Genomic DNA, 19,868 nt, shown 5'->3' on the forward strand with positions numbered 1-19,868 from the left:
GATTTACCGCTGAAAAGCTTGGTCTGTCCATCGTTCCTCCCTGCACTGCGACCTCAAATCTGCCTCCACTAACCAAAGCTCTGCATAAAAGGCCTGGCACACTGCCTGATTGCCGCGACCACATGCGGTGCTTGTTCGCTCAGCTCGGTTGAGCGCGCCAGCACTCGTTCCAGTGCTTGCAACTGCTCGCGGATCAATTCTTCTGGCCGCGCCACATCACAGACTTGAGCAAAATCCAGCAGCCCTTGGCGCGACGCGAAGAGCGACTTGTTGCCTACGAGATCCAGCGCCAAAACGTCCTCTGAGATATAGGCAGTGGTATTGACGATATCGTAGGCCGGTGCCAACCGCGCATCGCGCTGGGTCGGGTTGGAATACAGCAGCCCGAAGTTTTTCAGATGGGCATCGCCGTTACCGACGATGCAGCTCAGGGTGACGATGGCGAATAGCTGTGCCAGCGAGCCTTGCACCTGCTCGGGCGCACAGAACAGGCGGATGGCCTTGGCGATGGCTGAATAGCTCTTGCTGTACTTTTGCTGCGCAGCCAGCCCCATCAAGGCCGCCATGTCCTCGAAGCCGATGGGGTTGAGTTGTTTATCCCGGTCGAAACGGCGCATGACGAACAACTTGGCGTTGTCGGAAAGGTAGAATTCCGGCACCGCGATGCCCGCCTCTTTGGCGATGGACATGCAAAGGAACTCGTTGATCGCCAGCCCTGGAAACTCGTCTCGACCGCTCTTGATGATCAGCTCGGAGGTTTTCGAGGTGAAGCGTTGCGGCATCGCGCCCTGGTGCTCCGGCACCAGCACCTTGGGCTGAACGCCCGAAATCCCGGCGCGCAGGATGTAGCGATCCACCAGGCTGGCAAAAATATCTTCTGCTCCATCCCAGGCGAGGATTTCTTCCAGTTTTTCGCCGGGGAATTGCTGTCTGCGCAGCAACGCATCCACGTCAGGCGAACTGACCGTCACCCGCCCGATAGGCGAACTGCTGCCAGACAGCGCCAACAGCAACATCGGGTCAAGGTTGGCCACCTTGGCCAGGCGGTTGCGTAGCTGTTCAAGGACGTAGCCTTCCGGCAGGTTCATCTGGAAAATGGGGTGCAGTTCCCGATGGCGGTATTCGTCCAGGCGTACCGGCATGAGCAAGCTGATCGCTGCCTGCGCCTTGGCATTCTCGTGGTAGCGGAACAGATAGTCAGTGCCACTGGCAAGCACCTTGCCGCTATCGCCCTCAGGCGTTGCAACCTGCAGCACGGCTGTCATCAATCGAACACTCCCTGTATTTCGTCCAGCGTGGGCATGGCTGCTGGAACCACCTCGAGTTCGGCATCGAGGGCTGCCAGGGCGCGTGCATAGGCCGTCATCCCCACCGTGAGATCGCCCTTCTCGATGGCAATGACCTTTTGCCGCGTGATACCCGCCAGCGAAGCGAGCGCAGCCTGCGTCAGCCCGCGATTAAGACGGCGCTGCCGAAGCTGATCGCCAAGTCGTAGCGTGATGAGGGCATAGTCCATGTTCTTTATACGTAACAAATCATATTAAATGTAACGTATACCGAACTATCCGAGAAAGCAAAGCGAATCAGGTTGCTCGTACAGGCCACTGAAAACCCTAGGCGAGGCAGCCGATGCCATACAGATGGCAGCCTCGCCCAGTTTTTTGGAGACCCAACGCCCCTACGGTTAACTGCCCCCGTTTGCACCCCTGCCATATTAACGCCACATTTTTCCCTGAACCTTTGCCCCTCTCGCCCAGTCGGCTTAAAGAACCGTCGCGCTTTGCGACGCCAGCAAAGGATGCGCGATATGCCGAACCGCGCCAGCAGAATCGACGTTTCACAACTGCAACTCGAACAGCTATGGCAGCGTTATCAGCGGGTACGCGCTGCCACGGAAGGCCTCTGCGAGCCGCTGGAAGCCGAGGATTACGTGATCCAGAGCATGCCGGACGTCAGCCCGCCGAAATGGCATCTGGCGCATGTGACTTGGTTCTTCGAGGCCTTCGTGCTGCAGCCCTTCCTGCGCGGCTATCGCCCGCTGGATGAGCGCTACGACCATCTGTTCAATTCCTACTACAAGACCCACGGCACGCCCTTCGAGCGGGCGCGGCGTGGTTTGTTGTCGCGGCCGGCGGTAAGCGAGGTGTACGCCTATCGCAGCCATGTCGATCTGGCGATGGAGCAGTTGCTCAACAGCATGGGAGCCGACCTCAATGACGAGGTGCTGCAGCGGGTCGAGCTGGGGCTGGAGCATGAGCAGCAGCATCAGGAGCTGCTGCTGATGGATATCAAGCACATCCTGGCGCAGAACCCGTTGCGCCCGGTCTATCGCCACGACCTCATGCCGGGCGGCGCCGAGGCGAGCGAGCTGCGCTGGGTTAACTTTCCCGCCGGCTTGCGCCATGTCGGCCATGCCGGCGACGACTTCGCCTTCGACTGCGAGCGGCCGCGCCATCGGGTGTTCGTCGAGGCCTTTCAGCTCGCCAGCCGGCCGGTGAGCAATGGCGAATACCTGGAGTTCATCCGCGACGGCGGTTATCGCAGCACGGCGCTGTGGCTGGCGGATGGCTGGGACCATATCCAGCGCGCCGGCTGGCAGGCGCCGCTGTACTGGCAACGCGAGGGCGACGACTGGCTGGAGCTGACCCTGGGCGGCCCGCGCGAGCTGGATTTGGATGCACCGGTCTGTCACCTGAGCTACTTCGAGGCCGAGGCCTTCGCCACCTGGGCGCAGGCGCGCCTGCCGCGCGAAGAAGAATGGGAAGTTGCCGCGCAGGACGAACCGCTGTGGGGCAACTTCGTCGAGAACGATCATCTGCAGCCGGTAGCCGCGGGCGCCGGCAATGGCCTGCAGCAGCTCTATGGCGATGTGTGGGAATGGACCGCCAGCGCTTACCGGCCCTATCCCGGCTTTCGTCCGCTGGGCGGCAGCCTGGGTGAATACAACGGCAAGTTCATGTCCGGGCAGATGGTTTTGCGCGGCGGCAGCTGCGCCACCCCCGAGGATCACGTTCGCCCCACCTATCGCAACTTCTTCTACCCCACCATGCGCTGGCAGTTCTCCGGCCTGCGCCTGGCCAAGGAGCTCTGAGCATGGCATTGGCAATCCGCACCAACGAACAGTCCATCAGCCCGGAACAGGAAAGCCTGCGCGAAGAGGTGTTGCGCGGCTTCGCGGCCAGTCCGAAGGCGATGTCGCCGAAGTTCTTCTACGATCACCGCGGCTCGCAGCTGTTCGAGCTGATCTGCCAGCAACCGGAGTACTACCCGACGCGCACCGAGGAGACCATCCTGCGCCTGGCGGCGAACGATATCGCCGAGCTGGCCGGGCGCAACGCCAGCTTGGTGGAGCTAGGCAGCGGCGCCAGCCGCAAGATTCGTCTGCTGCTCGAAGCCCTGCGCCCAACGCGTTACCTGGGCGTCGATATTTCCCGCGAGTTTCTGGATATCTGCACCCGTCGCCTGGCCGCCGATTATCGCTGGCTCGACGTGCACGCGCTGTGCGCGGACTTCAGCCAGCCGCTGAAATTGCCTGCCGAGGCGCTGGGGCAACGGCCGCTGGCGTTCTTCCCCGGTTCCAGCATCGGCAATTTTGACCCGGATGAAGCCCGTGCCTTTTTGCGTAATTTGCATCGGGCGCTGCCGGCCGGCAGCGGCTTGCTGATCGGCGTGGACCTGCTGAAGGACCGGCAGGTGTTGGAGCGCGCCTACAATGATGCGGCCGGGGTGACCGCGCTGTTCAACCTCAACCTGCTCGAGCGCATCCGCAACGAGCTGGACAGTGATATCGACCCGCGGCGCTTCGAGCATCGGGCCTTTTTCAACGAGGCCGAGTCGCGTATCGAAATGCACCTGATCAGCAAACAAGCGCAACAGGTACGCATCGAGGATCGCGTGTTCGACTTCGCCGCCGGCGAAACCCTGCACACGGAGAACTCCTACAAATACACGCCGAGCGGCTTTTGTGGATTGGCGGGTGAATGCGGCTTCGCCTCGGTCGCCATGTGGCGCGACCCGGCCCAGTTGTTCAGCGTGCATTTTTTGCGGCGGGAATAATGGCCGTGTAGGAGCGAATTTATTCGCGATCTAGTTTGGGCACCGAGTCGGGCCTATCGCGAATAAATTCGCTCCTACAGAAAGAGGATGCCTTGGCTTCGTTGCATGTGGGTCTCGGCGTTTGGCGATGAGGACGATGCCTGGGACGCAACCTAACGGTGAATGTGGCCTCGCCTCGGGCGCCATGTGGCGCGACCTGGCGCAGTTGTTCAGCGTGCATTTTTTGCAGCGGGAGTGATCGCCGTGTAGGAGCGAATTTATTCGCGATCATGTTTGGGCACCGAGTCGGGCCTATCGCGAATAAATTCGCTCCTACAAGAGAGGGTGCCTTGGCTTGGCGGCTTATGGACCTCAGCGCTTGGCGATGATGTACACCGCGTGGACGATGCCGGGGATGTAACCGAGCAGGGTGAGCAGGATGTTCAGCCAGAACGCGCCGCCGAAACCCACCTGGAGGAACACGCCCAGCGGTGGCAGCAGAATGGCGATGAGGATGCGGATTAGGTCCATGTGGTACTCCTTTACGTTCCATAAGGGGTACTGAAACAGACCCAAGGCAGCGCCTTGCAGTTCATTCGCGATGACGACGCCTGCTGCAGTACTGAGAACCAGCCACTGGCACCAGCGGGGATATGACTTTAGTCTGGCGCCAGGATGGAATCGCCCATATGCCTGAACAATTACAACAAGAACGCATCATCGTCGCCGATGATCATCCGGTTTTCCGCGATGGTCTGTGCCGCATCGCCCAGCGCGTCTTTCCCCAGGCGTGCCTCCTCGAAGCCGGAGACATGGACGACGTGCTGCACCTGGCGCACGCCGGCACGGCGCCGAGCCTGTTCATGCTCGACCTGCTCTTCCCCGGTCAATCACCGCAGGCCATCAGCGCATTGCGGGAGGCGTTTGCGCGCAGTTCGATCGTCGTCGTGTCGATGATCGACAACCGCGAGCTGATCGATGAAGTGATGGCCGCAGGCGCCGATGGCTTCATCGGCAAGGCGACGCCACCTGATGAAATCGCCGCTGCGCTACTGGCCGTGCGCGAAGGTGAGTTCGTCCTGACCCTGGGCCCCGCCGGCGTGCCGGCCTTCGCCGAAGACCGCCACCTGCTGGAACAGCTGACGCCGCGGCAGCAGGAGGTTCTGCGACTGGTGGTGCGCGGCCTGTCGAACAAGGAAATTGCCCGCGAGCTGGCGATCTCTCCCTTCACCGCGCGCATCCATGTTTCCTCGCTGCTGCGCACGCTGGACGTCAGCACGCGCGCCGCAGCCGCGGCCAAGGGTGCCAAGGCCGGGCTGGTGTGACCCTCACGCGGCCTTGAGCTTGAGTTTCAGCGCCACCAGCAGCGAGCGCAGCTCGGCGGGCTGCACCGGCTTCGACAGAATCGGGATATCGCTGTCACCCACCTGTTCCTGCACACGACGCACGTCGTGGCCGGTCATGATGATCGCCGGCACCTTGCGCCCGCTGCTGCGACGCAGGTGCTGAATACAGTCGGCGCCCGAGGCCTCGGTGCCGAGGTCGAAGTCCGTCACCACCAGATCGAAATGCCTCGACGCATCGGGCAGCGTGTTGAAGGTGGCAACCTCGCAGCCCCATTTCTGTAGCAAGGTCGCGGTGGCCAGCAGCACGTTGTGGTCATCCTCGATCAGGCACACGCGCAAACCATCGAGCATACGCGGCATTTGCGGATCACTACGCCAGGTAGCCGGTTTCGCACTGGGCGCTTCGACCCGCTGCAGGCCGTCGATCAGCGCCCGCGTGCCGCGCGCCTCCACCGAATGAATATTCACGCGCATGTCCATCAGCGCGCCCAGCCGTCTGACGATCGCCAGGCCCAGGCCCATGCCCTCGACGTCGCTGTCTCGCTCCTGGCGCACGCGGTAGAACTCTTCGAAGACACTGTCCAGATGGTCGGCGGCAATACCGCGCCCCTTGTCGTAGACCTCGATGGCAACGCCTGGCCCGCGGCGCCGGCAGGCGATCAGCAGCGGCTTGCCGGGAGCGTATTTCAGGGCATTGGAAAGCAGGTTCTGCAGCATGGTGGTGAGCAGCACCGGATCGGCCCGCACGTGAATCGGCGGGCAGCGCAGGCGTACTTCGACGCCGGCCCAACGCGCCGCCTCGGCATTCTGCTGGATCAGTTGCTCAAGCAGAGGGCGCAACGCCAGCGGCTCCAGTTGCGGTACCACCTTGCCGCTATCGAGCGAGTACATGTCGAGAATGGTGCGGAACAGGCGCGCGACGCTGTGCAGCGACTTGTCGATGTTCTCCACCAGGCGCCGCTGCTCGGCGCCCAGACTGCTGTCACGCAGGCAGGCGGTGAACAGGCTGATGGAATGAATGGGTTGGCGCAGATCGTGGCTGGCCTGGGCGAGAAACTGCGATTTGGCGCGGATAGCCGCCTGCTCGGCCTCGGCCGCCTGACGCGAGCGCCTGAGCAGGGCGTGCATGTAGGCCGGCGCCATGATGGTGGTGAGCAGCAGCGTGACGATCAGGTAGGGCTGCGACTGCCAGTAAGGCGAGGTGCTGGCGGTCACCGTGAGCGACAGCAGCGCCATGACCGTGGCCAGCAGCAGGTAACCGGAGCCGTAGCGCAGGCCGTAGCCGATGGTGACCCAGATCAGGATCGCGTAGACCGGCAGCATGGCCGCGCCGCCGTTTGCCAGTGCCACGGTGATACCGGCGTAGTCGGTGAGCATGGTGAACAGCCGCCGCCCGCGATAGTGCCCCGGACGACGCAGGATATCGGACCAGATCAGCGTGGCCACGACGCAGAACAGGCCTTTGAGCAGGAAGATCTTCCACACCAGCGCGGGGTCGATCAGGGAAAAATGATACAGCGCTGCGGTGTAGCAGCCGGCAACGGCCACGAAGATCATGCGCACCCCGGCCTGGGCGCGCTCTGTGTCATAGGCGGAAACCTTCCTGGTCATGGCAACCCCCTGCTGACCGCTCTCATCTTGTCTGCCGGCACCTTAGGCCGGAGTCTGCCACCGGTGCAAGGAACTGGTTGGCAGGCGATTCGCCATCAGTACACCCGTACTATTTCGTGCCTGCCGCCGTCGTTCCTAGAATCCGGGCAACGCCTCGGCACCGGGTTGGGGCACGGTCATTGAAGGGAATGTCTGATGAACATCAAGGAACGAAGCCTGGCGATCGTCCTGAGTACCGTTGCACTGGCCTCGCTGAGCGGATGCCTGGCGCAGAACACGCAAACCCAGGGGCTGCAGAACACCCAGCTGGCCAGCGACCCATGCGCCCCGACCGCGACCAGCAGCCTGATCGCCACCGGGCGCAGCCTGCTGGACATGGCCAATACCGTGCTCGAGACCCAGCACAGCCTCAACGGCAACTCCGCCACTTACGCCCAGCGCATGCAGGTCGCGGAGAACGCACAGAAGGTCAACCAGGGCCATAACGTGCTGAGCAACGTCGAGACCCTTGCCGGTGCCGGCCAGCAGCCTTGCGTGCCCGCCGCGGCGCCAGCCAGCGCGTCGCGCTGACAAACGCCATTCAAAGCCGAACGTCGAGCTTGTCCAGTAGTAGCTCAGGCGGCAGGTCGGCGCTGACCAGTTGATTACGCCCGCGCTGCTTGCCGCTGTACAGGCGGCGATCGGCGGTGCGGTACAGCTCGGCAGCGCTGCGGCCATCCCTCGGCCAGGCGGCCAAACCGAAGGTGGCGGACAGTGCGATCTGAGCACCGTCGTACTCCAGCGGTTGATTGGCGATCTGCTTGCGCAGCTTTTCCACCAGCGGTTCGGCGCCCGCGCTGTCGGTATGGCGCAGCAGCAGGCCGAATTCCTCCCCGCCCAGGCGCCCGAGAAAGTCGGTCACGCGCAGACGCTGCTGCAGTAGCTGGCAGATGTGCTGCAGCGCCATGTCGCCGGCATCGTGCCCCCACTGATCATTGACCTGCTTGAAGTGGTCGACGTCGAGTAGCACCAGCACCAGATGCCCGCTGCTGCGCTCGGCCTCCTGGATGCTGCGCTGCAGCGCGTGCTGGAAGCTGCCGCGGCTGGCCACGCCAGTCAGCGAGTCGGTCTGCGCCAGGCGCTCCAGCTCCTCGTAGGCCTGCATGCGCAGGCCGTCGTAGATATGCACGAAGACCAGGATCAATACGCCACACAGAGCGGCGTTGCCGACGTCGATCAGGCCATGAGTGTCCAGGTTCAGGTGGTTGTCGGCGAAGTACAGCAGCAGGCCGGCGAGCATGAACGGCGCAGTGAGCAGGAAGGCGCGACGCTTGCCCAGCAGCAGGTAGGCCAGCAGCGGAATCATGTACAGCCAGACGAACGCCGCCGAGGACGCATCCGGCATGACGATGATGTAGAGGATGAAGCAGAAGGTCGGGATCAGGTACAGGTAGATCCACAAGTACAGATGCCTGGCGCGTTCGATGCGCCAGGCACCGAGCAGCAGCAAGGCCGTGAACAACACTTCAACGATGGCGAACGGATAGTTGCCGGCCAGCGCCTGCAGGATCGAAAAGCCACCGAGGGTCAGGCCGGTGGCGAGCAGGATGGTACGCACCAGTGCGCGCTTGCCAGCCTCCAGAAGGCCGTCGCTGTGCCCTGCACCTACATCCCTGTGATCGTTATAGTTGCCATCGCCCATTTTATTGCCCAGCACCACCTGCGACGGTGCGCAGCCCCCGCGCTGCACACCTTCAGGCAACTATAGACGGCCTTGCCTGTTTTACACCGCGTAACCCATTACGCGCGGCAGCCACAGGGCGATTTCAGGGAAGATCGCCACCAGAAGCAGGGCGCTGGACATCACCACGACGAACAGCGCCGCCCAGCCGACGGTCTGCTCCAGACGTATCTTGGCGACTTCCGCCGTAACCATCAGGTTGATCGCCACCGGTGGGGTGAACTGACCGATGGCGATGTTCATCGCCAGCAGGATGCCGAACCACACCGGATTCCAGCCGAAATGCTGCATGACCGGAATCAGGATCGGCATCAGGATCAGGTAGATCGAGATGGCATCGAGCAGCATGCCGGCCAGCAGTACGGCGAGCATCACCAGCGCCAGCAGCACCCAGCCGTTGTCCGACAGCGAGATCAGCCATTCGGCCAGGTGGCGGAAGGTGCCGAGCATGGTGCCGGCCCAGGCGAAGATACCGGCCAGGGCGATGATCAGCATGACCACGCCAGAGATCACCCCGGCCTCGCCACACAGGCGCCAGAGGCTGCGCCAGTTCAGTTCGCGGGTGAGGAACAGGCCGACCAGCACGCCGTAGGTCACGCCGACCACAGCCGCTTCAGTGGGCGTGAACAGCCCGCTGCGCAGGCCCCCGAGGATCAGCACCGGAGCGAACAACGCCGGCAGCGCCTGCTTGAAGCTTTCACCCAGCGGCGGACGCTCGCTCGCCTCCGGCGACTCCCAGCCATAATGACGCGACAGCAGCCAGGCCGGCACCAGCAGCACCAGACCGACCAGAATGCCGGGAAACAGGCCGGCAGCGAACAGCGCGCGCAGGTCCACGCCTGGCACCACGATGGAGTACAGAATCAGCGCGATCGACGGCGGAATCAGGATCGCCGTCGAAGCCGACGCGGCGATCAGCGTGGCCGAGAACGGCTTGGGATAACCAGCCTTGGTCATGCTCGGCAGCATCACCATTGCCACGGCTGCGGCGTCGGCCGGCCCGGAGCCGCTCATGCCGCCCATGATCAGGCACACCAGCACCGCGACCATGGCCAGGCCGCCATGACGCGGGCCGATCAAGGCCTGGGCGAAGCGCACCAACCTGAGCGCTACGCCGGCCTTCTCGAACACCAGGCCGGTGAGGATGAACAGCGGAATGGCGATCAGCGGGTACTTGGCCACGCCGTTGTAGGTGTTGGTGCCGAGAGTGGCGAGCATGTCCGGCGACAGGCCGGCGATGATGCCGATGGCCCCGGACAGGCCGAGGGCGAAGGCCACCGGTACGCCGAGCGCCAGCAGTACGGCGAAACTGAGGATCAACCAGAGATCAGGGCTCATCGCTGATCCTCCCGCGCAGGCGATCGAGGGTCATCTGGGTCAGGCGCACGAACACCAGCAGCGCCAGGATCGGCAGCCAGACCACGTACCACCAGTTGGGCAGTCCCAGACCGGGCGATTCGGAATCCCACTGGAACTCCTCCCAGGCGAACTGCCCGCCGTACCAGCACACCAACCCCAGCACCAGCACGCCGGCCAGCCACTGCAGCAGGATCAACGGCGTGCGCAGGCGCGGGAACAGGCGCTCGAGCAGGCCGATACGAATGTGTCGGTTGCTGCGCATGGCCACCGAAGCACCGGCGAAGGTGAGGATGACCAGTAGGAACACCGAGATTTCCTCGGTGAAGGCAAAGGATGCATCGGTGAAATAACGCACCACGACATTGGCCAGGCTGATCAGACTGATGATCACCAGGGCCAGGGTGGCCAGAACGCGCTCCAACGGCGCGTCGAGTTGCTTACTCATAAGAACCTCGAATGACCGGATCGAGGCGCTCGTGCAGTGGCGCTCCCTGCCCTCTCCCCGACCCCTCCCGCAAGCGGGAGAGGGGAGCAGAGCAGGCTAAGGGACATCCACCACTACGCCCCGTAGTGTGGGCTTCCGGTCAGATAAAACGAATCAGGGCTGGGCCACGGCCTTGCGCGCGGCTTCCATCAGCGCGTCGCCGATGCGCGGTGCCCATTTCTCCTGCACGCTGGCAGTGGCCTCGACGAACGCGGCGCGCTCGGCGTCGGTCAGTTCGATCACTTGCACGCCGCGCTCACGCACGTCGGCCAGGCGCTGGGCCTGAGCGCCACGCGACAGCTCGATCTCCCACTTGCCGGCGTCGATGGCGGCCTGGCTGAGCAGTTCGCGATCTTCCTCGGGCAGGGATTTCCATACGCGCTGGTTGACGGCGAACACCAGTGGGTCGGCCATGTAGTCCCACAGGGTCAGGTACTTCTGGCCGACCTGGTCGACACGCGCCACGTCGAAGACCGACAGCGGGTTTTCCTGGCCGTCCACCGCGCCGGTGGTCAGCGCCGGCTTGGCATCGGCCCAGCTCATTTGCGTGGGGTTGGCGCCGAGAGCAGTGAAGGTGTCCTGGAACAGCGGCGAGCCGACCACGCGGATCTTCAGGCCCGCCAGATCGGCCGGGCTGCGCACCGGCTTGGCCGAGTTGGAGATCTGCCGGAAGCCGTTCTCGCCCCAGGCCAGCGGCACGATGCCGCGCTGCTCGATGGCGGCGAAGGCCAGTTTGCCGGCTTCGCCCTGGGTGATGGCGTCGAGGTCGGCATCGTTCTTCATCAAAAACGGCAGGGAGAATAGGTTGAGTTCCGGCACCTGCGGCGACCAGTTGATGGTCGAGCCCACGGCCATGTCGATCAGCCCCGAGCGCATGGCGGAAAATTCCTTGGTCTGGTCGCCGGCGACCAGTTGCGCGTTGGGGTAGACGCGCAGGGTGATGCGCCCTTCGGAGCGCTCGTTGACCAGATCGGCCCACTTCTGCGCGGCCTGGCCCCAAGGGAAGGCATCGGAAAGTACGGTGGAGACGGAGTATTCACGCGCCTGCGCGGTGGCGCACAGGGCGGTCAGCGCAGCGCCGGCGGCGAGCGCGGAGAAGAGTCGCTTGAGTTTCATCGGGGCGTCCTTGTGGATCTTGGTGTTGTCGTTGTGGCACCGGCAAAGCGGTGCGGATCCAGCGGCGGGCGTATGGCTCGCCTGGCGCGCCAGGTCAGCGCGAAAGGGACACGGCAGGTGTCAGGGCTGCCGGGCAGGCCTTGTGAGCGATCGGCAGGTGCCGGCGGGTTACGCGCAGCCGCTCAACTATTCCAGAAGCGCGCGGCGAAAGCCATTGTCCGATGACTGTTGACGTTGCCCGTGCGCAGCAGCGCCAACCATAATCAGCGGCTTCTGACTTCGGACATTCGCCCATGGCCATCTCCCACGACGACCTCGACCAGCACGGCCTGATCATCGGCGTGTCGCCGGAGCGCTTCCGCGCGGTGGCCATGCCGCTGCTGTTCGATCACCTCGATGCGCAGTGCGAGGGCACCATCGCGGTCAACCGCCAGGCGCGCATCGTCTGGATCAACGACAAGTACGCGCAGAAGGTCGGCATCGCCGATGCACGCACGGCGCTGGGCAAGGAGATCGAGGAAGTGCTGCCTGCCAGCCGCCTGCGCGAGGTGGTGGAAAGCGGCCAGCCGAGCATGCTCGACCTGATGGCCTTCGGCGGCGAGCACTTCGTGGTCACTCGCATTCCGTTGCGCGACGAGGACGGCACCCTGGTCGGCGCGCTGGGTTTCGTGCTGTTCGACCGCGCCCGTCACCTCAAGCCGCTGATGGCCAAGTACGCCAACCTGCAGACGCAGTTGCTCGCCACTCAGCACGAGCTGGCCAAGGCGCGCCGTGCGCGCTACACCATCGCCGGGTTCATCGGCGCCAGCAGCGCTGCCAGCGAGGTGAAGCGCAAGGCCCGTCGCGCCGCACAACTCGATGCCACGGTGCTGATCCGTGGCGAAACCGGCACCGGCAAGGAGCTGCTGGCGCAGGGCATTCACAACCTGTCGCCACGCGCCAACGGGCCATTCGTCGCGGTCAACGTCGCGGCGATTCCGGAAACCCTGGTCGAGGCCGAACTGTTCGGCACCGCGCCGGGTGCCTTTACCGGCGCCGACCGCAAGGCGCGTATCGGCAAGTTCGAAGTGGCCAACGGCGGCACGCTGTTTCTCGACGAGATCGGCGACCTGCCGCTGCCGCTGCAAGCCAAGCTGCTGCGCGTGTTGCAGGAGCAGGAGGTGGAGCCGCTCGGCTCCAACCAGGTCAAACCGCTCAATGTGCGGGTGATCGCCGCCACCCATATCGACCTCGAAGCCAAGGTGGCGGCCGGGCAGTTTCGCGATGACCTGTACTATCGCCTCAACGTGCTGGCCCTGCGCGTGCCGCCGCTGCGAGAACGTGCGGGCGACATTCCCGCGCTGATCGAGCATTTGCTCGATGACCTGGCCAACCGCTCCGGCCTGGCGCCCATGGAGCTGAGCGACGATGCCCTCGCCCTGCTCTGCGCGCAACCGTGGAAGGGTAACGTGCGCGAGCTACGCAACCTGCTGGAGCGGGCGCAACTGGCGGTCGATGGTCGGCTGGATGGCGAAGTTCTGCGTGGATTGCTGGTCGACCCGGTTGCGCCGAGTGCGCCGACACCCGTTGTGCCAGTGATGGCGAGTACAGCGCAGACGCTGGCCGAACAGTTGGCGCAGGCCGAAAGGCAGGCGCTGCTGGCAGCGCTGCAGGCTACCGACGGCAATCGCCAATTGGCTGCCGAACGCCTGGGAATTTCCCGCGCCGGGTTCTACGCCAAGCTGGCGCAGCATGGGCTGGGACGAAGGGGTTAAGCGCTGGCGGCTGGTGGCTGGTCGTAGGAGCGGCTTCAGCCGCGATTGCCACCGGATCGGAAATCGCTTCGCGGCTAAAGCCGCTCCTACAGATTCCGTTGCCATCCGCAATTGCGTAGCCCGGATGAAATCCGGGGCAAAGGTTCGCAAAGCTCCCGGATTGCATCCGGGCTACGGCATTGGTTGTGGGAACGGCTGGGCGGCATTCCGCTTCAGCCGCGATTGTCACCGGGCCGGAAATCGCTTTGCGGCTAAAGCCGCTCCTACAGATAACGTTGCTGGCCGCAATTTCGTAGCCCGGATGAAATCCGGGGCAAAGGTTCGCAAAGCTCCCGGATTGCATCCGGGCTACGGCATTGGTTGTGGGAGCGGCTGGACGGCATTCCGCTTCAGCCGCAATTGTCACCGAACCGGAAATCGCTTCGCGGCTAAAGCCGCTCCTACAGATAACGTTGCTGGCCGCAATTGTGTAGCCCAGATGAAATCCGGGGCGGGCACGACGCCACGGCAGTTGGCGGGTTTCACCCGCCCTACGGGTGACTTGTATTGTAGGGCGGGGTGAAACCCGCCGGATGTATCGGCTGGAGGAAATCCGAGGATCGCCAGCGTCCAGAATTCTGGACACAAGGCAAATAGGAAATCCATAAAATTGGAAAAATCCATAAAAATGGACACTCACCTCATTCGACCTACTTGCCCCACGCTCGGCGTTGACGCCTGCAATCCCCGGCCCATCAACCTTTTCGCCACCTTGACCAAAGTCTCATCCCACCCTGGCACGACTCTGGCTCTATACCCGGCAAAGGCGCGCTGCCTTACCCGCGCCTTCTCGATAAACGGCTTCAGCCGCTAGAACAACAACAAAAGGAACCACCCATGGGTACCCTCGGTATTCTGATTTCCCTCGCATTGTTGATGTACCTCGCCTACCGCGGCATCAACGTTCTGATTCTCGCCCCGCTGCTGGCCCTGCTGGCGCTGCTGTTCGCTGGTGACATTGCCCTGCTACTGCCCACCTACACCCAGGTGTTCATGAAAGCCATGGGCGGCTACGTGATCCAGTTCTTCCCGCTGTTCTTGCTCGGCGCCCTGTTCGGCAAGTTGATGGACGACTCGGGGTCGGCGCGCGCCATTGCCCATGGCATCGTTGCCAAGGTCGGCAGCGAGCGTGCCATCCTGGCCATCGTGCTGGCCTGCGGCATCCTCACCTACGGCGGCGTGTCGCTGTTCGTGGTGGCCTTCGCCGTGTACCCGATCGGCGCTGCGCTGTTTCGCGAAGCGGGCATCCCCAAGCGCCTGATCCCCGGGGCCATCGCCCTCGGCTCGTTCACCTTCACCATGACCGCGCTACCCGGCACGCCGGCGATCCAGAACGCTATTCCCAACCCCTTCTTCGGCACCGACGCCTTCGCCGCGCCGGGCCTGGGGGTAATCGCTGGCCTGATCATGTTCGGCCTCGGCACCTGGTGGCTCACCGCGCAGTCGCGCAAGCTGATGGCCGCCGGCGAAGGTTACGGCGAGCACCGCGAGGATCCGGTCAGCGAAGAGCGCCGCGACATCCCCGGCTTCTGGCTGGCGCTGCTGCCGATCTTCGTGGTGATCGCGCTGAACTTCCTGATGGCCAAACAGATTCTGCCGGCCGTCGACACCAGCTACCTGGCCAAGCCGGAATTCGGCGGCCTGCAGGATGCCAAGTCGCTGATCGGTATCTGGTCGATCATCGTTGCTCTGGGCGCCGCCATCGTGCTGCTGATCGCCATGCACTGGAAACGCTGGATGGATCTGAAGAAGAGCGTCAACGACGGCGCCTTCGGCTCCATGCTGCCGATCCTCAACACCGCCGCCGAGGTGGGTTACGGCACGGTGATCGCCTCCCTGGCCGGCTTCGTGGTCATCCGCGACCTGGTGCTGGGCGTCTCCAGCAACCCGCTGATTTCCGAAGCGGTGGCGGTGAACATCCTCGCCGGCATCACCGGCTCGGCCTCCGGCGGCATGTCCATCGCGCTGAAGACCCTCGGCGAGCAGTACCTGACCATGGCCACCGCCGCCGGCATCAGCCCCGAGCTGCTGCACCGCGTCGCCGCCATGGCCTCGGGCTGCATGGACACCCTGCCGCACAACGGCGCGGTGATCTCGCTGCTGGCGATCTGCAAGCTCACCCATCGCGAGTCGTACAAGTTCATCTTCGTCAACACCGTGGCCTTCCCACTGGTGGCGCTCGCTGTCGTCATCACCCTGGGCACGCTGTTTGGAAGCTTCTGATGACCGCTGTAGGAGCGGATTTATCCGCGAAATTTCGCGGCTGAAGCGGAGCGCCGCCCGGCCGCTCCTACAGTCCTCTGCAATGCACGAGTACCCGCAATGAGCAAGATCATCACCGCCGCCGAAGCCGTGGCGCGCATTCCCGATAACGCCAACCTGGCCACTGGCGGCTTCGTCGGCATCGGTTTCGCCGAGCAGATCGCCATCGCCCTGGAGCAGCGATTCGTCGCCGAACAGGCGCCGCAGGGCCTGACTTTGGTGTACGCAGCCGGCCAGGGCGACGGAAGGGGCCGCGGCCTCAACCACCTGGCCCATGAAGGCCTGGTGCGCCGGGTGATCGGCGGTCACTGGGGCTTGGTGCCGGGGCTGCAGAAGCTGGCCGTGGACAACCGCATCGAGGCCTACAACCTGCCGCAGGGGGTGATCTCCCAGCTGTTTCGCGACATCGCCGCCGGCAAACCGGGGCAGCTGTCGCGTGTCGGCCTGGGCACTTACGTCGACCCGCGCCATGGCGGCGGCAAGCTCAATGCGCGCACCACCGCCGACCTGGTGCGGCTGATGCCCATCGATGACGAGGACTATCTGTTCTACCCGACCTTCCCGATCAACGTCGGCATCGTCCGCGCCACCAGCGCCGACCCTGACGGCAACCTCAGCTTCGAGCGCGAGGCGCTGACCATCGAGAGCCTGGCCATCGCCATGGCCGCGCGCAATTCCGGCGGGCTGGTGATCGCTCAGGTCGAGCGCATCGTCGAACGCGGCTCGCTCAACCCACGCCAGGTGAAGATCCCTGGAATTCTGGTGGATTGCGTGGTGCAGGCCGAGCCGGCCAATCACCAGCAGACCTTCGCCACCGCCTACAACCCGGCCTTCGCCGCCGAAACCCGCGTGCCGGTAGACAGCCTGACGCCAATGCCGCTGGACGTGCGCAAGCTGATCGCCCGCCGCGCGGCGCTGGAGCTGAAAGCTGGCGCGGTGGTCAACCTCGGTATAGGCATGCCCGAGGGCGTGGCGGCGGTGGCCGCCGAAGAGGGCGTGATCGAGCGCCTGACGCTGACCGCCGAGCCCGGCGTGATCGGCGGCGTGCCGGCCTCTGGCCTGGATTTCGGCGCGGCGAGCAACCACAGCGCATTGCTCGATCAACCCTACCAGTTCGACTTCTACGATGGCGGCGGCCTGGACATCGCCTTTCTCGGCCTGGCCCAGGCCGATGCGGCGGGCAACCTCAACGTGTCGAAATTCGGCTCGCGCCTGGCCGGCGCGGGCGGTTTCATCAACATCAGCCAGAACGCCAAGCAGGTGGTGTTCGTCGGCACCTTCAGCGCCGGTGCGCAGGATATTCGCATCGAAGGCGGCCAGCTGCGCATCGTCCAGGACGGCGAGCTGCGCAAGTTCGTCGCCGAGGTGGAGCACCGCACCTTCGCCGGTCGCCTGGCCGCCGAACGCGGCCAGCCGGTGCTCTACGTCACCGAGCGCTGCGTGTTCCGGCTGACTGGCGAAGGCCTGGAGCTGATCGAAGTGGCGCCGGGCGTGGACATCGAACGCGACATTCTCGCGCGCATGGACTTCGCGCCTATCGTGCGCCAGCCGAAACTGATGGACGATCGACTGTTGCGCCCCGAACCGATAGGCCTGGCGCAGTGCCTGGCAAGCCTTTGAGCGTGAACTTGCGGGCCTGAACGGGCCCGTTTTTTTAAACCGGCACGATGCGCCCGCTTGCGCCATGCACGGGCAAACAACCTGAACCATCTCCCGCCCCCTCCGTCGTAACTGCAAGACGACGAGCCAGGGAGACGGAGCATGAAACCCCGATTCAAACCCTATCGTGGACCTTCCGGTGGCTGGGGTTCGGCCAATGCCGTGGGCACCATCCTGCTGCGCGAACGGGCGCCATTGACCGGCGCTGCGGCGCTGCTCAAGCAGAACCGCCCGATCGACGGCTTCGCCTGCGTCAGTTGCGCTTGGGCCAAGCCCCACCCGTCCAAACCCCTGGCCTTTTGCGAGAACGGTGCCAAAGCCACGGCCTGGGAAACCACCAGCCTGCGCTGCACGCCCGAATTCTTCGCCGGCCACACCCTCAGCGAGCTGCGCAACTGGAGCGACTACCAGCTGGAGCAACAGGGTCGCCTGACCGAGCCGATGCGCTGGGATGCGACGACTGATCGCTACCTTCCGGTGAGCTGGGACGAGGCGATCGCTGAGATCGGCGCCGAGCTCAAGGCACTGGAAGACCCCGATCAGGCCGTGTTCTACGCGTCCGGCCGTGCCTCGCTGGAAGCCTCGTATATGTGGCAGTTGCTCGCGCGCCGCTTCGGCACCAACAACCTGCCGGACAGTTCCAACATGTGTCACGAGAGCACCTCGGTGGCCTTGCCGGAAAGCATCGGCGTGCCGGTCGGCACCGTCACCCTAGAGGACTTCGGCAAGACCGACGGCCTGATGATCTTCGGCCACAATACCAGCAGCAACAGCCCGCGCATGCTGCATGACCTGGACGCCGCCCGACAGCGCGGCGCGCCCATCCTCACCTTCAATCCACTGCGCGAACGCGGCCTGGAGCGCTTCACCAATCCGCAATCGCCGCGGCAGATGCTCACCGGTGAGTCGGAGGTGGTCACCACGCACTATCACCAGCTCATCATTGGCGGCGATGCCGCGGCCATCGCCGGCATCTGCAAGGCCTTGCTGACGATGGACGACGCGGCGCGCGAGAACGGCCAGGATCGTGTGCTGGACATCGCCTTCATCGAGCAGCACACCCAGGGCTTCGAGGCTTTCGAGCGGACCATTCGCGGCTATGCCTGGGAGATGCTGGAGCGCCGCAGCGGCCTGACCCGTGGCGCGATGGAAGGCGCCGCCAAGGTGTATGCCGGTTGCCAACGGGTCATCGCCATCTACGGCATGGGCCTGACCCAGCATCGCCATGGCGTGACCAGCATCCAGATGCTGGTCAACCTGCTGCTGATGCGCGGCAACCTGGGCAAGGAAGGTGCGGGCATCTGCCCGGTGCGCGGCCACTCCAACGTGCAGGGTCAGCGCACCGTCGGCATCACCGAGAAGGTGGCGCAGGTGCCGGTCGACCGCCTGTACGAACAGTTCGGCTTCAACGTACCGGAGCAGGACGGCACCACCACGGTGGACGCCTGCGAAGGTGTGCTCAACGGCAGGATCAAGGCATTTCTCTCCCTCGGCGGCAATTTCGTCCGCGCCACGCCGGACAGCCAGCGCCTGGAGCCGGCCTGGAGCAAGCTGCGCCTGACCGTGCAGATCGTCACCAAGCTCAACCGCAGCGCCCTGGTGCACGGCGAGAAGGCCTACATCCTGCCCTGCCTGGGGCGCACCGAGATGGACATTCAGGCCAGCGGCGCGCAGTACCACACCACCGAGGACAGCACCGCCTGCATCCGTGCCTGGCAGGGTGTGGTCAAGCCGGCCGGTGAGCAGCTGCGTTCTGAACCGGCGATCATCGCCGCCCTGGCCAAGGCAACGCTGCCCGCCAACCCACGCATGGACTGGGATGCCTGGGTGGCCGACTACGGGCTGATCCGCGAGGCCATCGCCACCAGCTATCCGGACATTTTCCACGACTTCAACACGCGCATGCTCGAACCGGGCGGCTTCCACCGCCCCCTGCCGGCCACCTGGCGCGAATGGAACACCGACAGCGGCAAGGCCAACTTCACCCGGCCGGACACCCTGGCGCTCAACGACGACGTCGAACAGAACCCGGAACGTCGTGACGTGCTCAACCTGATGACGATCCGCAGCAACGATCAGTTCAACACCACGGTGTACGGCTACGATGACCGCTTCCGCGGCGTGCACGGCACTCGCTCGGTGCTCTTCATGCACCGCAACGACATGGCCAGACTGGGGCTCAGCGAAGGCGATCAGGTGCAGGCGAGTACCGCCGTCGACGATGGCGTGCAGCGCTCGGTCGGGCCGCTGCGTGTCACCCCGCACGACATTCCCGAAGGCTGCTGCGCTGCCTACTATCCCGAGTGCAATGTGCTGGTGCCGCTCTGGCACCATGAGAAGAAGGCCAAGGTGCCGGCGGCCAAGTCCATCCCGATCACCTTGCGGCCCTTCATCGCCACGGCACGAGCATTGGAGTGAGACAAGACGGAACCCGATTCCTCTGACCGGTCTATAGTTGCTGCCTGTTTATTCATTCGCCAGAG

At 64.2% G+C, this 19,868-nt stretch carries 16 protein-coding genes; 8 read left to right on the top strand and 8 right to left on the bottom strand.

Going from position 1 to position 19,868, the window contains the following annotated elements; all coding sequences use genetic code 11:
• Window positions 1-68: 68 nt before the first annotated feature.
• Together B2U07_RS05725 and B2U07_RS05730 are read right to left on the bottom strand one after the other, a co-directional pair.
• Window positions 69-1,265 (bottom strand): type II toxin-antitoxin system HipA family toxin, encoded by a 1,197-nt coding sequence (locus B2U07_RS05725; RefSeq protein WP_275547439.1) that lies wholly within the window; start codon window positions 1,263-1,265, stop codon window positions 69-71.
• A complete protein-coding gene (locus B2U07_RS05730; protein ID WP_275547440.1) occupies window positions 1,265-1,516 on the bottom strand; it encodes a helix-turn-helix transcriptional regulator in 252 nt (83 codons plus the stop codon). The genes B2U07_RS05725 and B2U07_RS05730 overlap by 1 nt, the downstream gene beginning before the upstream one ends.
• Before the next feature lie 291 nt (window positions 1,517-1,807).
• Between B2U07_RS05730 and egtB the strand changes: the two genes are divergently transcribed.
• A complete protein-coding gene (gene egtB / locus B2U07_RS05735) occupies window positions 1,808-3,091 on the top strand; it encodes an ergothioneine biosynthesis protein EgtB (RefSeq protein WP_275547441.1) in 1,284 nt (427 codons plus the stop codon).
• A gap of 2 nt (window positions 3,092-3,093) precedes the next feature.
• Window positions 3,094-4,056, top strand: a complete 963-nt coding sequence (egtD, locus tag B2U07_RS05740) for an L-histidine N(alpha)-methyltransferase (RefSeq protein WP_275547442.1) — start codon at window positions 3,094-3,096, stop codon at window positions 4,054-4,056.
• Window positions 4,057-4,407: 351 nt separating this feature from the next.
• On the opposite strand, the gene B2U07_RS05745 is transcribed toward egtD, so the two are convergent.
• Window positions 4,408-4,566 (bottom strand): YqaE/Pmp3 family membrane protein, encoded by a 159-nt coding sequence (locus B2U07_RS05745; protein ID WP_003084988.1) that lies wholly within the window; start codon window positions 4,564-4,566, stop codon window positions 4,408-4,410.
• A 158-nt stretch (window positions 4,567-4,724) separates the two neighbouring features.
• On the opposite strand from B2U07_RS05745, the gene B2U07_RS05750 reads away from it, so the two are divergent.
• Window positions 4,725-5,360 (top strand): response regulator transcription factor, encoded by a 636-nt coding sequence (locus B2U07_RS05750; protein WP_275547443.1) that lies wholly within the window; start codon window positions 4,725-4,727, stop codon window positions 5,358-5,360.
• A 3-nt stretch (window positions 5,361-5,363) separates the two neighbouring features.
• Here the strand turns inward: B2U07_RS05750 and B2U07_RS05755 are convergent, their stop codons facing one another.
• On the bottom strand, window positions 5,364-6,992 hold the full coding sequence (locus B2U07_RS05755) for a hybrid sensor histidine kinase/response regulator (protein WP_275547444.1): 1,629 nt from the start codon (window positions 6,990-6,992) through the stop codon (window positions 5,364-5,366).
• A gap of 195 nt (window positions 6,993-7,187) precedes the next feature.
• Between B2U07_RS05755 and B2U07_RS05760 the strand changes: the two genes are divergently transcribed.
• The gene (locus B2U07_RS05760) at window positions 7,188-7,562 is read left to right on the top strand and encodes a hypothetical protein (protein WP_197856895.1); all 375 of its coding nucleotides are present in this window, start codon (window positions 7,188-7,190) and stop codon (window positions 7,560-7,562) included.
• Window positions 7,563-7,572: 10 nt separating this feature from the next.
• Here B2U07_RS05760 and B2U07_RS05765 read toward each other — a convergent pair whose 3' ends face one another.
• The 4 genes from B2U07_RS05765 to B2U07_RS05780 all read right to left on the bottom strand — a co-directional run bounded on the left by B2U07_RS05765 (window position 7,573) and on the right by B2U07_RS05780 (window position 11,671).
• Entirely contained in the window at window positions 7,573-8,673 is a 1,101-nt protein-coding gene (locus tag B2U07_RS05765; RefSeq protein ID WP_275547516.1) for a GGDEF domain-containing protein, read from the bottom strand.
• A gap of 81 nt (window positions 8,674-8,754) precedes the next feature.
• Window positions 8,755-10,050, bottom strand: a complete 1,296-nt coding sequence (locus tag B2U07_RS05770) for a TRAP transporter large permease (RefSeq protein WP_275547446.1) — start codon at window positions 10,048-10,050, stop codon at window positions 8,755-8,757.
• Entirely contained in the window at window positions 10,040-10,516 is a 477-nt protein-coding gene (locus B2U07_RS05775) for a TRAP transporter small permease (RefSeq protein ID WP_275547447.1), read from the bottom strand. The genes B2U07_RS05770 and B2U07_RS05775 overlap by 11 nt, the downstream gene beginning before the upstream one ends.
• 153 nt (window positions 10,517-10,669) lie before the next feature.
• Complete coding sequence (locus B2U07_RS05780; protein WP_275547448.1) at window positions 10,670-11,671, bottom strand: DctP family TRAP transporter solute-binding subunit; 1,002 nt, start codon at window positions 11,669-11,671, stop codon at window positions 10,670-10,672.
• A 293-nt stretch (window positions 11,672-11,964) separates the two neighbouring features.
• Here B2U07_RS05780 and B2U07_RS05785 point away from each other — a divergent pair, with 293 nt between their 5' ends.
• The 4 genes from B2U07_RS05785 to B2U07_RS05800 all read left to right on the top strand — a co-directional run bounded on the left by B2U07_RS05785 (window position 11,965) and on the right by B2U07_RS05800 (window position 19,803).
• Window positions 11,965-13,425: a sigma-54 interaction domain-containing protein gene (locus B2U07_RS05785; RefSeq protein WP_275547449.1), complete on the top strand. Its 1,461-nt coding sequence runs from the start codon at window positions 11,965-11,967 to the stop codon at window positions 13,423-13,425.
• An 876-nt stretch (window positions 13,426-14,301) separates the two neighbouring features.
• On the top strand, window positions 14,302-15,687 hold the full coding sequence (locus tag B2U07_RS05790) for a GntP family permease (protein WP_275547450.1): 1,386 nt from the start codon (window positions 14,302-14,304) through the stop codon (window positions 15,685-15,687).
• Between the two features lie 99 nt (window positions 15,688-15,786).
• Complete coding sequence (locus tag B2U07_RS05795) at window positions 15,787-17,346, top strand: acyl CoA:acetate/3-ketoacid CoA transferase (protein ID WP_275547451.1); 1,560 nt, start codon at window positions 15,787-15,789, stop codon at window positions 17,344-17,346.
• Window positions 17,347-17,487: 141 nt separating this feature from the next.
• Window positions 17,488-19,803, top strand: a complete 2,316-nt coding sequence (locus B2U07_RS05800) for an FdhF/YdeP family oxidoreductase (RefSeq protein ID WP_296276323.1) — start codon at window positions 17,488-17,490, stop codon at window positions 19,801-19,803.
• Window positions 19,804-19,868: the final 65 nt, after the last annotated feature.

The sequence above is a fragment of the Pseudomonas sp. UBA7530 genome, from assembly GCF_002479365.1.
Taxonomy (GTDB): Bacteria; Pseudomonadota; Gammaproteobacteria; order Pseudomonadales; family Pseudomonadaceae; genus Aquipseudomonas.